This is a genomic window from Paenibacillus nasutitermitis (genome assembly GCF_014641075.1).
Lineage (GTDB): Bacteria > Bacillota > Bacilli > Paenibacillales > Paenibacillaceae > Paenibacillus_Z > Paenibacillus_Z nasutitermitis.
The window spans coordinates 169,384-184,774 of sequence record NZ_BMHP01000006.1 but is presented as its reverse complement, the minus strand read 5'-3'; the positions used below and the strand labels follow the sequence as shown (position 1 = coordinate 184,774).

Below are 15,391 nucleotides of genomic sequence, written 5' to 3'. Positions count from 1 at the left end.
TGAAGGTAGGGATCAATGCTCCAGGGTGAGGAAGGGGAACAGAGGAATGCCTGACGACAAGCCATGGACTGCCCGGCAGGAGAAGCTGATCGCGGCAATGCCGAAGGTGGATTTGCACGTGCATCTGGATGGCAGCGTCCGGCCGGAAACGATTGTGGAGCTGGCTGCAGAAAGAGGCTTGACGCTGCCTGCCGGTAATGCGGAGGGACTGCTCCCTTATATGCGGGCGCCGGAGGATTGCCGCAGCTTGCAGACGTATCTCGGTACATTCGCCTTTGTTCTTGCCTTTCTGCAGGATGGAGAGGCGCTTGAGCGGGTGGCTTACGAGCTTGCCGGTCAAGCCGCGGGGGAGAACTGCCTGTATATGGAGGTCCGTTTCGCTCCTCAGCTGCATACTGGTCAAGGGCTGTCCCTGGAGGCGGTTATTGGGCATGTGATCCGCGGATTGAAACGCGGGGAATCGGATTTCGGCATAACAGCGCGGGCGATTGTCATCTGCATGAGGAATCATGGCGCGGAAGACAACCTTGCCGTTCTGGAAGCCGCAGCCCACTGGCAGGGTCGGGGCGTGGTGGCGGTTGACCTTGCAGGGGATGAGGCCTGTTATCCGGCGGGACTGTTTGCCCCGTTGTTCCGGCAGGCCGGGAAGCTGGGGCTGCCGGTTACGATCCATGCGGGAGAAGCTGCCGGGCCGGACAATATCCGCGAAGCGATTGTCAACCTCGGCGCACGCCGGATCGGTCATGGGGTAAGGATACGCGAAGAGCGTGAAGTGCTGGAACTTGTGAGAGCTGCGCGGATTCCGCTTGAGATGTGCCCCATCAGCAATCTCCAGACCAGAGCGGTGGCGGATTGGGCGTCCTATCCCCTGCGCCAGTATGCGGAAGAAGGGCTACTTGTGACGGTGAACACGGATAATAGGACCGTGTCCGGAACAACGCTTGCTTTGGAATACCGCAAGCTGATCGAGCATTGCGGCGTAAGCGTTGAGGCCATTGCCGGATTCGTCCGCAACGGCTTGCATGCGGCTTTCATTGAAGAACCCGTCAAGCAGAAGCTCCTCCGGCAGTTTGAGGCTGCCTGCCTTGCGCTAAAGCTTGGGGCAGATTGAAGTTTCATCGAAGCAGTACATAAGGAACAGGAGTAGACGGCGAATCTCATTCGCCGTCTTTTTTTTCGTGGACGTACCCGAAAACAAGCCGTAATGTGAACGCTATCGCATAGGTAATTGCGTTGTAAACGTTTCACAAGACGTCATCTCGTTTTATTAACAGGTAGAGAGTTAATTGTATTTCGCTTTAGCTAAGCGGCGCGGATGCTGCCTGATCCATCGAAATTTTCCGTTATGGCATAAATAGGGGGGACAAGCATGACGTTTAAAAAGGGACTCCATATGACGTTTTTTCTTATTCTGATCGGCTCCCTTCTGGGAGGCTGTTCTTCCGGGAATGGAGAGGAGGGCGGTACGGTCACCTTGAAAATTTGGGGAATGGGCGAGGAAGCAAAATCGCTCCCGGAGCTTGCCAAGATTTTCGAAGAGGAGAACCCGGGCATCCGGGTAAAAGTCCAGGCGCTGCCTTGGGATAACGCCCATGACAAGCTGCTGACGGCCGTCGCATCCCGCGGCGGACCTGATATTATCCAGATGGGGACGACGTGGGTACCGGAAATCGCTTCGGCCAAGGCGCTGCTTGATCTGACGCCTTACGTCGATAAATATCCGGAGCTGAATCCGGATAATTTCTATGAAGGAGCCGTGCAGACGACCAAGTATGAGGACACCTTCGTCGGCGTTCCATGGTACATCGACACCCGGGTGCTGTATTACCGGACGGATCTGCTTAAGGAAGCGGGTTATGAGACACCTCCGGGAACCTGGGACGAGCTGAAGGATGCGGCCAGTAAACTGGCTAAGAGGGGAAATGACAAGTACGGAATCAGTCTGGACACCGCCGAGCAGACGCTGGGCTTCATGTTCGCCCGTCAGAATGGCTCCAAGCTGATTGAAGGGGATAAGACACTGTTCAATGAGAAGCCTTATGTCGAGGCTATCGAGTACCTCGAAAGCTTCTTCCGGGAAGGCCTGGCGCCCAAGGATTTAGGACTCGATGCGATACAGGCTTTTGCCGGCGAAGGGACCATTCCAATGTTCATCAGCGGTCCCTGGATGATCAAGCTGATCAATGATCAGGCTCCGGATCTGAAAGGCAAATGGGCGACGGCCGTGCTGCCCAAGAAGGTCACCAATGAATCGCTGCTTGGCGGCGCTGACCTGTCGATCTTTCAATATTCCAAGCATAAGGAAGAAGCTCTGAAGTTCCTGGCTTTCATGAGCCGCCCGCAGACGCAGCTGAAATGGATGGAAATGACCCAGTCCTTTCCTTCGGTCAAGAAAGCGTGGGAGGATGAGAAACTGAAGAGCGACCCCAACTTCCAGGTCATCGGCAAGCAGGCGGAGAACGCCTCTCCGATGCCGCGGATTGTATCCTGGGAGGAAATATCGCAAGGCTACAAGAAGGCCTTCGAGAAAATATACCGCCGCGGGGACAACGTCCAGCAGGTCATGGATGATTATAATGCCAACGCGACACGTATCCTGAACCGCTAAGCGAGAGGCGAAAGCCATATCCGCCGGACAAGAGGGCTCTTACAGAAAGGGAGTGTGCATGTATGAAAGGCACCCGGAAGGCGCCATATCTATTCATTGGCCCTACGCTGATTCTGTTGACCGTATTCTCGCTGCTGCCTATTCTGGTGGCCCTGATCATCAGCTTTACCGATATGAATCTGGCGGGACTGGCGGATTTCTCCAATGTGCAGTTCGTGGGCTTCAAAAACTATGTCGATGTGGTTGTGGATCCTATCTTTCTGCAAGCTATCGGCAACACGCTGTTCTACGTCGTAATCGGCGTTCCGCTGGTTATCGCTTGCTCACTGGCGATTGCACTGCTGATCAATTATGGCCGCGCGCGCATATTCAAAGCCTTTCGCGCCATCTTCTATATGCCTTCGGTGACCAATGTGGTAGCCATAGCGGTGGTGTGGACGTATTTGTACAATCCGGACCTGGGCCTGTTCAATTACATGCTGAACAAGCTGGGCTTATCCTCCGTCCCTTGGCTGACGGAGCCGGTGACGGCCAAGCTGTCGCTGATTCTGCTCGCGCTCTGGCGTGCCATCGGACTGAATATGATCATCTTCATCGCCGCCATTAAAGGCATTCCCAAAACCTATTACGAAGCTGCCCAGCTGGACGGCGCGGGAGCGTGGAGACAGATGTTCTCCATTACGATTCCCCTGCTCAGCTACGCGATTTTCTTCGTTTCCGTTACGACCATGATCGGCTGGCTGCAGTTCTTCGAAGAGCCGTTCATTATGACCAAGGGCGGCCCGCTGGACGGCACCACCTCGGTGGCGTTGTTTATTTACCGCAATGGGTTTCAGCTCAGCCATTTCGGTTATGCGGCTGCAGGATCGTTCATCCTGTTCTTTGCGATTATCGCCATTACACTGATTCAATTCCGGCTGCAGAACAAGAATGACGAAGCGGGAGCCTGATGCGTCAATTGCGCATCGGCTCTAACTTTCAGATAAAGGTGAGGTGGAAGCCATGAAAACAGCCGCTGCAACAGCATCTCCCGCGCATGGCAAAGGAAGCGGCGCCGCTGCGCAATGGATAGCCGGCATCATTCTCGGGATATTGGGAATTGCCATGCTCGTTCCGCTTGTCTGGATGATCCTGTCCGCCTTCAAGCCCGAGAGCGAGGTAACGCAAATTCCGCCGACGCTGCTGCCGCATCAGTTTACGCTGGAGAATTTTCAGAACCTGTTTCAAAATATGAGTTTCGGCTTTTATCTGCGCAATACACTGATTATCGTATTCTTTTCTTTTGTGGGCTTGTTTCTGAATGCGATGGCGGGTTTCGGGTTCGCCAAATATAAGTTCAAAGCAAAGGACAAGCTGTTCTATATCGTCCTGGCCACGATGATGATTCCCGGTCAGGTCACAATGATCCCCATCTACCTGATTCTGAATCAGATGAGACTGACCAACACGATGCCAGGCGTCGTGCTTCCCGGTCTGGTGGGAGCGTTTGGGATTTTCCTCTTCCGGCAGTTCATGACAGCCATTCCCGATGAGCTGCTGGAGGCGACGCGCATTGACGGGGCAGGCGAATTCAAGCTGTTCCTTCGCGTTGTGCTGCCGATGTCGGGCTCCATACTTGCCGTGCAGGCCATTCTGACCTTCATTGCGGGCTGGAACAGCTTTCTGTGGCCGCTTATCATCGCCAATGATGAGAGCCTGTACACGCTCTCGGTCGGGTTGGCCCTGCTGAAAGGGCAGTATGGCGGCGATTTCGCGCTGCAGATGGCGGGCGCTGCCGTTATGGTCGTACCGATCATCGCCATCTTCGCGTTCTTCCAACGGCATATCATCGATAACTACTCCATATCCGGGATCAAGTAGGGGGAGATCGGCCAACCCCTGTTGTCACTCTTATCTAGAAGCAGCGCATTTTACAACAGGCGCTCTATCTCCGTCAAAACGACCTCCAGCTCATCCTCTGTCAGATGGAGCGGGTTAATGAGCAGCGCCTGGCCATCTCCGGTGATGCCGGTCATGATGACAGGGTCCGCTGCTTCCAGTCCCTTCTTTGCTTCCCCTGCAAGCAGACCCGTCGTGCCCATTCCCACCTTGGCCTGCGCATAGTCTTGGCCTGTCGGGCCGGGATACTCGCGCGCGGCTTCAAAGCCAAGCGCATTCAGATGCTGGCAAATCCGCTCTGTGAATCGTTCGTGCCGTGCCCGCTCGGCGGCATGGTCAAGGCCGACATACCGCTCGACCGCTGCCAGCAGGCCGGCCATCTCTTCCTTGCCTGTCTTCATGGGCCGCCCGATGGCGGTATTTGGGCTGCCATTAAGCCGGCAGGCGGCAATCCATTCCTTCCGGCCCACGATCAGCCCGCTGCTCTGCGGGCCCCGCAGCGTCTTGCCGCCGGAGAAAATGACCATCGCGGCGCCGGCCTGCGTGAACGCCCACAGATTGTCTACCGGCGGGAGCTGCGCGGCGGCGTCCACAATAACGGGAATGCCGTGCCGGCCGGCTGCCGCGATCATTTTATCCAGGGGGAGGGCGCCCCGTTCATAGCGGGTTCCGGCCAAATAGATGATGGCTGCCGTTCTCGCGTTGATAGCTTGCTCCAGTTCCTGGTCGCTTGTGGCATCGTCATTACCGATTTCCACCAGAACCGCTCCCGCCTGGCGCACAGCAGTGTCAAAGCCGCTGCGTTGGCAGCGGTGGATGATAACCTCTGTGCGGTCATGACCGGGCAGGGGCAGCCGCTTCGCGATATCCGCGTCCATGCCGGTAAGGCAGGCGGCAGTTGCAATGGCTAATCCGGCGGCTGCCCCGCTCGTAATCATGGCTGCTTCATTCCGGGTGAACTGTGCGATGCGCGCTCCGATTTCATTATGCAATTCCTCGATCCGCACAAAATGACGGCTTGCCTCCGACATCGCCTGCACGACCTCCGGGGGCATCAGGGAGCCTCCGATGATGGTATAGGAGTCTGCGGCGTTTATGATCGTTTTCAGCTTCAGCCTGGCATAAATGGACATTACAGTCATCCCCTTCAGCGGTCTCTACTTGACCGAATAACAAATCGCAGCTCCGCAGCTTTCCGGGCCCATTCTGATTTTGTGCAAACCGCATTCCGGATGTCTTTCAAAAAGGCGGATAACCGGCTGTGTAAGTCTGATAAAGTGCAGCATTCTGTGTAAAGACGATCGGACAGCGTTATTGTACACTTGCGGTAGAGTCGGAATCAATTAAAATATGGGAAGGAATGTGAGCTTGTGAAGAGTTTGCAAATCACTGGAAAAGGTGCTTATACGGTTGTCGAGCATGAATTGGCCGAGCTGCAAGAGGATCAGGTTACCGTACAAATCCATATCGTCTCCACCTGTCCGCGCTGGGATATGAGCATGATGGGAGGCAAGGATATGTTCGATGCCTCCAAGGAGCCGGAATATCCGCTGATGCCCGGTGCCCCCGGACATGAAATGGCGGGAACGATTACAGCTGTAGGCAGCGGGGTAACAGCCCTGAAGGTTGGCGACCGGGTCGCGGCACTGGAGCATTTGAGCGGAAACGGCGCTTATTCGCAATATCTGAATTACCGCGTGCATGAGTTGATCAAGCTGCCGGACGAAGTGTCCTGGAAGCAGGCGGTTTCCTTTGAGCTGTTTAAATGCGTCCTGATCGGGCTGCACCAATTCGGGAGCCTGAAGGGGAAGTCCATGCTGGTATCCGGACTGGGTCCTGCGGGCATTCTGGCTCTCCAGGCTGCACGGCTTATGGGAGCTGAGCGGGTTGTGGCGATCGATATCAACAGAGACCGGATCAATTACGTGAACTCGCTCGGAATCGGCGAAGCCAAGCATTCCGATGAACTGGGCGGCGAGCGCTTCGATCTGGGCTACGATTGTGTCGGCGCAGCTCCATCGGTGCAGAACGTGCTGGAGCATACCGACAGCCATCTGGTTATTTTTGGGGTGCTCAAAGGCGAGGTCCGTTATCCGGGGGAGCTGTGGTTCAAGGGCTTCAAGCTGGAGTCATACAAATACCGCAGCTTCGGTGCGGAGGATCAGGCGCTGATGATTGATCTGGTGGCGAATAAAGGGCTGAATACGGAATGCCTGCAAACCCATCATATGCCGTTGAGCCGTTATAATGAGACCGTCGATCTGCTCACCTCGCAGCAGGCGATTAAGGTGTTTTCGTATCCCGGCGAGGACTTGTAAGAATTCATAAATAGAAGCGGAGGCCATTATGAAAGCGAATGCAGTAGTATTTACAGATGTGAATAAGGTCGCTTATCTGGAGGTGGAAGCGCCGGATCCGGGACCCGATGATGTCGTTGTGGATGTGGAGCATTCCTGGATCAGTATCGGAACGGAGCAGTCATTCCTGCGGGGCGAGCGGATCACCGGAGAGCAGGTGACCCGCGAAGGGGATATTCTGCCGTTCCCGCAGGTGGCCGGCTACCAGAAGGTCGGTATTGTACGCGAGGTAGGCAGCCGCGTCACATCCGTCAAACCGGGCGACCGTGTATTTGCTTCCGTCAGCGGTGTGGAAGGCATGGCTTTCTCCACCGGGGGCCATGTCAATCCGGCAGTCACGCATGTCAGCCAGATATGGAAGCTGCCGGATACGCCTGGCGGGCCGGAGGCGCTCGCCTATGCGCCGCTGGTGCTGGCGCAGGTCGGATACAATTGCGGCATCCGGCCGGGCATAACGCCAGGTGACCGGGCGGTTGTAATCGGTGACGGTCTTGTGGGCCAGTGGGCTGCGCAGACGCTGCTCTCAAGAGGAGCGGATGTGACCGTGTTGGGGCGGAATGACGGACGGCTCGGGCTGCTGCCCGCCGCTGTGGGCCGTGTGAATTTGCGCAAGGTGAGCATGGAGGAAGCAGTGGAAGGTTTTTCGGATATCCAGGCTGTGGTGGATACGGTCGGCGCGATGTCTGTATTCCGCGCCATTCTGCCGAAGATGAAAGTGAACAGCCACCTGGTGTCGGCAGGGTTTCTCGGAAATGAAGGCATGGTGGATATTCAGGAGCTGCGGCCTCTGGAGATCACCTTGCACAGCCCTTCGGGCTGGCAGCCGGAACGGATGGACGCGACCTTGGCGGCTATTGCCGACGGGAGGATCCAGACGATTCCGCTTATTACGCATACGCTGCCGGCCCATGAGGCGGCGAAAGCCTGGGATATGATCCAGGCTAAGCAGGAGTTTTTCCTTGGCGTTGTGCTCGATTGGAGATAAGCTAAGGAAGAAGGTTATAATTGCTGCCCCTGGAGGGGCGGCCGGGTGACCAGATCAACCATCCTGACATAGGGTCTGGATGCGAACGAGGAGAGGGAATAAGTGGGCAGTACAGTCAGAAGACAGCAGGCGGAATCGTTTGTTTTGCAAGGGGAAGAGCCACTTGTGCTGCGTTATAAGCCGGTTTCCGGGGGATTGTTTGCGGTACGCAGCCAAGCCGACCCATCCCATGAAGACAATATGTCTTATGCCGAAGGAACGGACTACACAGTTGATGTTGAAGAAGGGCTGCTGCGCAGGACTGCGGACAGCCGGATACCTGACTGGTCCCGCCACCCGCTCTGCGGCATCCGCAATTTCGATCATAATCTGTTCCCCGATTACAGCAACAAGGCTTATACCTTCTATGCCGAATATGATTATGAAGCGGAAGATGAGAGCATTGGCGGGCAGCGGGATGCGGCGAAGCTGCTTCCCCGCGTCATTTCCAAGCTAAAGAATGGAGAGCCGGTGACTTTTGCCGTGCTAGGCGACAGCATCAGCACAGGTGGCGAAGCCAGCACAGATGAGCTGGCGTTCTTCGGCCGTTTCGCCCGCTATCTGACGGAGAAATTCGGCGATGGCAGAAGCCGTATCGAGATTGTGAACAAAGCAATCGGGGGGGAAGACAGCACGGGCGGCGCCGGGCGGGTAGAGCAGGATATTGTGCCCTGCCGGCCGGATCTGGTCACCATCGGATATGGAATGAACGATCAGAACCTGTATGACCATGGTCCCGGAGTTCCGCCCCAGGAATACAAGAAGAATATCCGTACCATCATCGAAACGCTGCGCAGCCAATGCGATTGCGATATCGTTCTGGTTGCGTCATGCACGCCCAATCCGTATTGGCAGCATACCAGCGGCAGAATGGGTGAATACGTAGCGGTGCTCCACGAACTGGGGCGCGAGTGCGGCATTCCGGTGGCGGATGCTTATGCCGTATGGGTGCAGGAGCTCGCTGCCGGCAAGACACCGGAGAGTCTGCTGCTGAACAACATCAATCATCCGAATGATTATGGACATGAGCTTTACATGCATGGCTTCTTGGCTATGATGGAAGGCTAACAACGGCAATGAATAGCTGTGAAAAAAAGCAGGAACCTATGAAATGGGATTCCTGCTTTTTGTTATGATCACTCATAGTTTACGTTGACGTTAACGTTTGATTGCGATATGCTATTCAAATCATCCATTAATCTGGACGCAAAGAGGACGAAAGCCTTATGAAAACCTACAAGATCGAGGATGCAGCGGCCAAGACCGGCCTGACGAAGCGGACGATCCGCTATTATGAAGAGCTGGGACTGATTGAAACGCTGGACCGGACAGAAGGCGGGATGCGCCTGTATTCGGAAGCGGATATCGACCGGCTGAACAAGATCGTGCTGGCCAAGGAAGTACTGGGCTTCTCGCTGCAGGAGCTGCAGCAGTTCGTCAAGATGAATGAAAGGATCGACCATTACCGTCATGCTGTCCAATCACTGGAAGACCGCGCTGAGCGCCGGCGCAGCCTCCTGGAAATCTCGGAAGTGCTGGAACGGGAAATGGATATGATTGAATTAAAGATGAAACGGATGGACACGTTTAAAGAGGAGTTACACGTCTTGAACCGGCGTGTCAGGGAAGCAATCGGCAGGTACGAAGCGGAGGGATCATAAGGAACCGTAAGGAACCGTAAGGAACCGTAAGGAACCGGAATCAGGGCAAGGCCAAAGCTGGAGGGAATTGAATTTATGACTCATGCAGAAGAACAATCTTCATTTTGGAATATTATTATTGCAGTTTTTTTCGGTAATTTCATGGCTGTGCTGAGCACAACGACCATTAATGTGGCGCTGCCCGTCTTTATGACGGATTTTCATGCCGAGCTGAATACTGTGCAGTGGATGATGTCCGGATTTATGCTGGCGACTGGCGTGATTGCGCCGATTATCGGGTTTATGGGCGACAAGATCAGCTACAAACGGTTATATGTGTATGCGATGCTTGGTTTTACAATTACTTCGGGGCTCTGTGCGCTTGCCTGGAGTATGCAGTCGCTGATTGTGTTCCGGGTACTGCAGGGTTTGTTCAGCGGTATTATTATGCCGACGACGATGACGATTATTTATCAGGTGATCCGTAAAGAAAAGCAGGCGCTGGCCATTGGCATGTGGAGCGTATCGGCCATGCTGGCGCCTGCTTTCGGTCCCACCCTTGGGGGATGGCTGACTGAATACTTCGGCTGGAAATCGCTTTTTCTGATGAATTTGCCAATTGGTATACTGGCGGTGATTTTCGCCCAGCGGTTTATTCCGTATTACCGTTTGAGCCGCGGGATTAAGCTGGATGTCATCGGCTTCATTGCCGTTATTGCAGGCACAAGCTCTCTGCTGCTTACCTTCAGCGAGGGCCACAACTGGGGGTGGACCTCATGGAAGACGATCGCGTTATTTATCGCCGGTGTGGCAATTGTGACGTATTTTATTATCCGGACGCTGCACAGCAGCGCTCCTTTGCTGAATTTGCGGGTATTCAAAATCCCCCGGTTCACGTACAGCCTGATCATCAACTGCATCATTACGATTTCGCTTTACGCGGGCACCTTTCTGGTGCCGATCTACATGCAGAATATCCAGCATGTTTCTTCGCTGGATACCGGGCTTATTATGCTTCCAGGGACGATTGCCATGGCGTTCTTCTCCTTCATGGTCGGCAAAATCTATGATAAGGTCGGGCCGTTCCGCCTGATCCTGGCGGGGGTCATCATTATGGCGCTTGCGACCTGGGAGCTCAGCCGGCTGGATCTGGCAAGCGGTACCTTCTTTATCGCCTCGTGGCTGGCTATCCGGTACGTGGGCATCTCGCTGAGCAATATGCCGGTTACCAATGCCGGCATGACGGCGGTGCCCGGCACGTTCAGCGGGCATGCCTCAGCCGTCACGAACTGGATCCGCCAGGGAACCGCTGCGCTGTCCGTCAGTATTTTCAGCAGTATCCTGTCCGCCCGGACGATTGCCCATCTGAAAGACATGAAGCCCGGAGCACCGGATGCCCAGAGTCTGGCATTGTCCAAGTCGGTTCAGGAGGTATTCATCATCGGCACCGCACTGGTCGTGCTTGCAATTCCGTTCACCTTCCTGCTGCGCAAGAAACATAAGGAAGTGAGCGAGGAGCTGCTTGCTGCGCCTCAAGCCTGATCTGTTCTGTTGTGTGCCAGTTCAGCGCGAGGATCGGGCCGGATCGGGCCGGGTCAAATCGGCGGAATTATCCGCTGTGCCGGGACAGCTCCTTCATAAACTGCCCGGCAATCAGCGACAGGGACAGCCCTTTCCGCGCGGCAATGCCGACACTTCGCGGCGGGATGGGAGTGCAGGTGGGAAGTTCCAATAAACTGCCGGCTGCAAGCTGCTGCTCCACAAAGCGGCGTGTCACAAATGCGGCGCCATACCCGCGTTCGCAGCATTCCACCTGCATTTCGAGGCTGCTCAGCTCCATGGCGGCCTCCACACGGACGCCTTGAGCGCCCAGCCATTGGCCGATAAACTGCCCGGTGCTGCTATCTGGAGACAGAAGCAGCAGCGGGATTTTTGCGATTTCCGGCGCTGACAAGGGGTGCGCGGCCAATCCGCGGTAAGCCGGACCGCCGACGAGGCAATCCTGTATGGCTGCGAGTGTGGTAATGTCGAGCTCGGGATCGTTGTCCATGGGTTGATGAACCAGACCCAGGTCAAGCAGGCCATCCTTCAGGCGCTTGGCGATTTCCGAAGATTTTCCCTGGAACAGATGGATGCGTACAGCGGGGTGTCCGATCCGGAAGGAATCCAGAGCGGGCAGCAGCAGATGCTTGAACATCGGGCCGCTGGCCCCGATCCGCAGATCCCCGGCGGCAAAGTCCTTCAGGGCCTGCAGTCTGCGCTCCGCAGAATCGATCAGGGCGAAGGACGGTTCCACGTAGTCCAGCAGCGCGGCGCCTTCCGGCGTCAGCTGGACGCCTTTGGAGAGCCGGTCGAACAGCTTGACGCCAAGGTTTTCCTCCAGCTGTTTAATCGCATAGCTGACGGATGGCTGCGTCATATGGAGCTGCTGTGCGGCTTTGGTCAGGTTGCCCAGCTTGGCCGTGTGGAGGAAGATGCGGTACCATTCCATATTCAGCTGCGGGTGGTTCGTGATATAGATCACCTCTATGACAGATATCAATTATTGCAATTTCATTAATTTCATTACCCAAACTATAATGGAAACAGGCAGCACTAGTCAAAGAACGGTTTAGTCAGCAAAGAGGAGGAAGCAGGAACATGGCGGGAAATTCATTCGGAGAGCAGTTTCGGATAACGACGTTCGGGGAGTCCCATGGGGAGGCCGTCGGCGTGATCGTCGATGGCGTTACACCGGGGATTGAAATTGATGAAGCTTATATTCAGGTTCAAATGGACCGCAGAAAGCCGGGACAGTCCTCTGTGACGACGCCCCGCAAGGAATATGACACGGTCAGCATTCTGTCCGGGATTTATGAGGGGCAAACAACAGGAACCCCGCTGTTTATAATTTTGTTCAACAAGGATATGAAATCCGGGGATTATTCGGAGATCCAGCATGCTTTTCGCCCGGGTCATGCGGATTTCACCTATTTGCAGAAGTATGGAATAAGGGATCACAGAGGCAGTGGACGGGCTTCTGGAAGGGAAACGGCCGGCAGAGTGGCGGCAGGAGCGGTAGCCCGCAAGCTGCTGGAGCACAGGGGCGTGAGCGTGACGGCGTATACGACGGAAATCGGCGGCATTCGCTGCGAGACCTTCCAGGAAGATCAGATTGAGCAAAACGCAGTCAGAGCCTGCGATCCGCAAGCGGCTGTCCGCATGATTGCCCGGATTGAAGAATTGGCGGATGCCGGCGACAGCTGCGGGGGCATTGTCGAATGCCGGATACGCGGGGTGATGCCGGGTATCGGCGAACCGGTCTTTGATAAGCTGGATGCGGATTTGGCCAAAGCGATGCTGTCGATCGGGGCCGTCAAAGGAATCGAGTTCGGAACGGGATTCGCGGCATCGGCCATGCTGGGCAGCCAGCATAACGACGGTATGGATGCTGCGGGCTTTACGAGCAATCACGCAGGCGGAATTATTGGCGGAATCAGTACAGGTGGGGATATTGTGCTGCGCGTTGCGGTGAAGCCGACGTCCTCCATCTCGCTGCCGCAGCAAACGGTCAACACCAGCGGGCAAGAGCAGACGATCCGCACCGAAGGCAGGCATGATCCTTGCATCTGCCCGCGCATTGTTCCCGTCGTCGAAGCCATGGCTTGTCTCGTGCTGGAGGATCATTTCAAGCGCCAGGCGGCGATGAAAGCCTAAGGGTAGGTGGTTACCTCCCCCTTAACGACGTAACGGTGCACTGCATCACACTCTGGCCGGCGGTACGGATTCCGGCCCGCACGCTTGGAGGCGGCATCCCGTACGTCAATATGAAGGACGCCGGACGTTATGCGGCTAGGCTCTGCGCCAGGTGGCGCATCGGTAGATCTGAACAAAACATGCCGCGCGGTCAGCGCGGCATGTTTACATTTTAACAAGCAAAACAATGACCACTATCCAGACCAATGCGGAGAACCCGATAGCGGCCAGCATTCCCCAGTTCCATCCTCGTATCATCATCAAGATTCCCCCTCCATGCTCGACCCAGCTCATTTATATGATTCCCTTTTATGGTAAGAATAAGACCTCAAGCGCCCATGCTTCGGGCAGGTACCTGCATCGAAAGGATTCTATATAAATTATCGGCTGAAAGTGGAAGATTCATTACCTTTGAAATCGAGAAAATATGTCCCGTTCCAGCTCGCTACATCAATTTGGCGGCTGGGAGGCCAAACGGGACAAACATGCATACCTTCCAGGGAGTTTCATCGTACAGCAACGGCAAAAAGAACCGGCTTCACGTGAGCCGGCTCTTACTTTTCAATGATTTAGGATTGGGAACGGACAAACGCCTTGTAGAGGGATTTGAACCGGTCCGTTAGCCATTTGAGAACGGTTTGCTTATGGCGTTTGAGCAAGATGACGATAACCAGGAGAGCGGCAATGATAAATACGGCGCGGACTGAATAACGCCCGATCAGATGAAGAATATGTTCAATCTCATTGCCAAATAATTTGCCGATCATGACATAGACGGTCACCCATATTAAAGCGCTAAAGTGGTTATAGAGGAAAAACGTGCGAACCGGGATGCGCAGCGCACCGGATACATAACCGGTAAAATGGCGGAGGCCAGGGATAAAATAGCTGACCAGCAGCAGCTTGGTGCCATATTTGTCGAACCAAATCGTTATTTTAGCAAGCCGTGACGGAGTGAGGAAAAAGTATTTCCCGTACTTTTCAAAAAAAGGAGTGCCCAGCTTCCGGCCCACATAATACGTGAGCGTTGTGCCGATCGTCGCACCCAGGAAGGCGCACAGCAGAATCCATCCCAAATGAAAATTCCCCACGACGGAAATATGTCCGGAGACCGCCATAGCCAGCTCCCCGGGAAAGGGCAGCGCAATCGACTCTGTAAACAATCCGAAAAACAAAACCAGATAACCGTACTGCTCAAAAAGCTGAGTGATCCATTGCATATCGTTATTCCCCTTAACTTCGATCCGTTTGTTTCTTAAGTGTAGAGAAATTATCGAAGAGCCATAATGGTCCAGGGGATGGTTTGATGCTGGACTATGGTCGTGGTGTTAAGGGGATGCAGTTGTGGTTGTTTGCTGGTTTTTCAGATTGGCTATTTAGTTTAGTGGCTTGTAACGGGCCGGAGTCGTCTACAAAAAACTATAATGGAATAGACCTAATGTGGAAGTAGAAGAGACAGTTATATGATCATCCTGCGAAATCTCAAGTTATAAGTATCTAAAAGGGGTAATCGGAAAATAGTGTGGAAAGGGGGTTAAAAAGAACCCTCCTCCATTGCCTTAGTCAGTGTGGAAAAATCAGCACCATAGATTTCTTCAAACACCCATTCATAGCCAGTTTGTTCCCAATTTGGGAATTGATCAGGTAACATTTTTCCGAAAGTAACTTCAACAATCTTTGAATTTCTTTTTCCTTTTCACTTTACGATAGCCTTGAGTGAATAAAATCTTTGCTCTTAGGGCTTCAAATGAGTAACCACGACCAACATGATTCATTGTCTTAATTAAACGATTTAGGGACTCTGTATAGGCATTTGTGATGGGGGAACTGAAATAGTTGAATATTTCCTCTTCCCAATTATTCATTTCTTTAATAAGATCTTCAAAAAATGTAATTAATTCCTTAGGGACATTTGAAAGCCAGTTTTTGTACAGAGGCTTCGTTGATTGATTCGGCTTCATTGATGTCAAAGAATTGCTTTTTAAGTTCGTATGCTTGACCAAGTAACGGGCACTTATCAGTCCACACTTGCAACTTTATTTGATCATCGAAGTCGTTAAGATCTTTACGCCTTGTAAGAAGCACATAACGGTCTCTCATGAGTTGTCTCGCCCTTCATCTATATCTGGAAGGCTTTCAAAGAATGTAG

At 54.1% G+C, this 15,391-nt stretch carries 14 protein-coding genes; 10 read left to right on the top strand and 4 right to left on the bottom strand.

Features of this window, described 5'->3' with window-relative positions; all coding sequences use genetic code 11:
- The first annotated feature begins 46 nt into the window (after positions 1-46).
- From add to IEY46_RS29420, 4 genes are all read left to right on the top strand, one after another.
- Positions 47-1,111 carry an adenosine deaminase gene (gene add, locus IEY46_RS29435; RefSeq protein WP_188997863.1) on the top strand — a complete coding sequence of 355 codons (1,065 nt, stop codon included), beginning with the start codon at positions 47-49 and terminating at the stop codon, positions 1,109-1,111.
- A gap of 258 nt (positions 1,112-1,369) precedes the next feature.
- Positions 1,370-2,608 carry a sugar ABC transporter substrate-binding protein gene (locus IEY46_RS29430; RefSeq protein WP_188997862.1) on the top strand — a complete coding sequence of 413 codons (1,239 nt, stop codon included), beginning with the start codon at positions 1,370-1,372 and terminating at the stop codon, positions 2,606-2,608.
- A gap of 62 nt (positions 2,609-2,670) precedes the next feature.
- The gene (locus IEY46_RS29425) at positions 2,671-3,558 is read left to right on the top strand and encodes a carbohydrate ABC transporter permease (protein ID WP_188997860.1); all 888 of its coding nucleotides are present in this window, start codon (positions 2,671-2,673) and stop codon (positions 3,556-3,558) included.
- A 52-nt stretch (positions 3,559-3,610) separates the two neighbouring features.
- A complete protein-coding gene (locus IEY46_RS29420; RefSeq protein WP_188997859.1) occupies positions 3,611-4,468 on the top strand; it encodes a carbohydrate ABC transporter permease in 858 nt (285 codons plus the stop codon).
- 50 nt (positions 4,469-4,518) lie between these two features.
- Here IEY46_RS29420 and IEY46_RS29415 read toward each other — a convergent pair whose 3' ends face one another.
- Positions 4,519-5,619: an aminotransferase class V-fold PLP-dependent enzyme gene (locus tag IEY46_RS29415; protein WP_188997857.1), complete on the bottom strand. Its 1,101-nt coding sequence runs from the start codon at positions 5,617-5,619 to the stop codon at positions 4,519-4,521.
- Positions 5,620-5,856: 237 nt separating this feature from the next.
- Here IEY46_RS29415 and IEY46_RS29410 point away from each other — a divergent pair, with 237 nt between their 5' ends.
- From IEY46_RS29410 to IEY46_RS29390, 5 genes are all read left to right on the top strand, one after another.
- Positions 5,857-6,804 carry a zinc-dependent alcohol dehydrogenase gene (locus IEY46_RS29410; RefSeq protein ID WP_188997856.1) on the top strand — a complete coding sequence of 316 codons (948 nt, stop codon included), beginning with the start codon at positions 5,857-5,859 and terminating at the stop codon, positions 6,802-6,804.
- A 28-nt stretch (positions 6,805-6,832) separates the two neighbouring features.
- Entirely contained in the window at positions 6,833-7,828 is a 996-nt protein-coding gene (locus IEY46_RS29405) for an alcohol dehydrogenase catalytic domain-containing protein (protein WP_188997855.1), read from the top strand.
- Positions 7,829-7,930: 102 nt separating this feature from the next.
- Complete coding sequence (locus tag IEY46_RS29400; RefSeq protein ID WP_188997853.1) at positions 7,931-8,935, top strand: SGNH/GDSL hydrolase family protein; 1,005 nt, start codon at positions 7,931-7,933, stop codon at positions 8,933-8,935.
- A 158-nt stretch (positions 8,936-9,093) separates the two neighbouring features.
- Positions 9,094-9,528, top strand: a complete 435-nt coding sequence (locus IEY46_RS29395) for a MerR family transcriptional regulator (RefSeq protein ID WP_188997852.1) — start codon at positions 9,094-9,096, stop codon at positions 9,526-9,528.
- Between the two features lie 75 nt (positions 9,529-9,603).
- A complete protein-coding gene (locus tag IEY46_RS29390) occupies positions 9,604-11,049 on the top strand; it encodes an MDR family MFS transporter (RefSeq protein ID WP_188997850.1) in 1,446 nt (481 codons plus the stop codon).
- A gap of 67 nt (positions 11,050-11,116) precedes the next feature.
- Here the strand turns inward: IEY46_RS29390 and IEY46_RS29385 are convergent, their stop codons facing one another.
- On the bottom strand, positions 11,117-12,049 hold the full coding sequence (locus IEY46_RS29385; RefSeq protein ID WP_229750622.1) for a LysR family transcriptional regulator: 933 nt from the start codon (positions 12,047-12,049) through the stop codon (positions 11,117-11,119).
- A 98-nt stretch (positions 12,050-12,147) separates the two neighbouring features.
- Between IEY46_RS29385 and aroC the strand changes: the two genes are divergently transcribed.
- A complete protein-coding gene (gene aroC / locus IEY46_RS29380; protein WP_188997849.1) occupies positions 12,148-13,203 on the top strand; it encodes a chorismate synthase in 1,056 nt (351 codons plus the stop codon).
- Between the two features lie 608 nt (positions 13,204-13,811).
- On the opposite strand, the gene IEY46_RS29375 is transcribed toward aroC, so the two are convergent.
- On the bottom strand, positions 13,812-14,462 hold the full coding sequence (locus IEY46_RS29375; RefSeq protein WP_188997847.1) for a DedA family protein: 651 nt from the start codon (positions 14,460-14,462) through the stop codon (positions 13,812-13,814).
- Between the two features lie 447 nt (positions 14,463-14,909).
- Positions 14,910-15,245 carry a transposase gene (locus tag IEY46_RS29370; protein WP_229750621.1) on the bottom strand — a complete coding sequence of 112 codons (336 nt, stop codon included), beginning with the start codon at positions 15,243-15,245 and terminating at the stop codon, positions 14,910-14,912.
- Positions 15,246-15,391 lie beyond the last annotated feature (146 nt).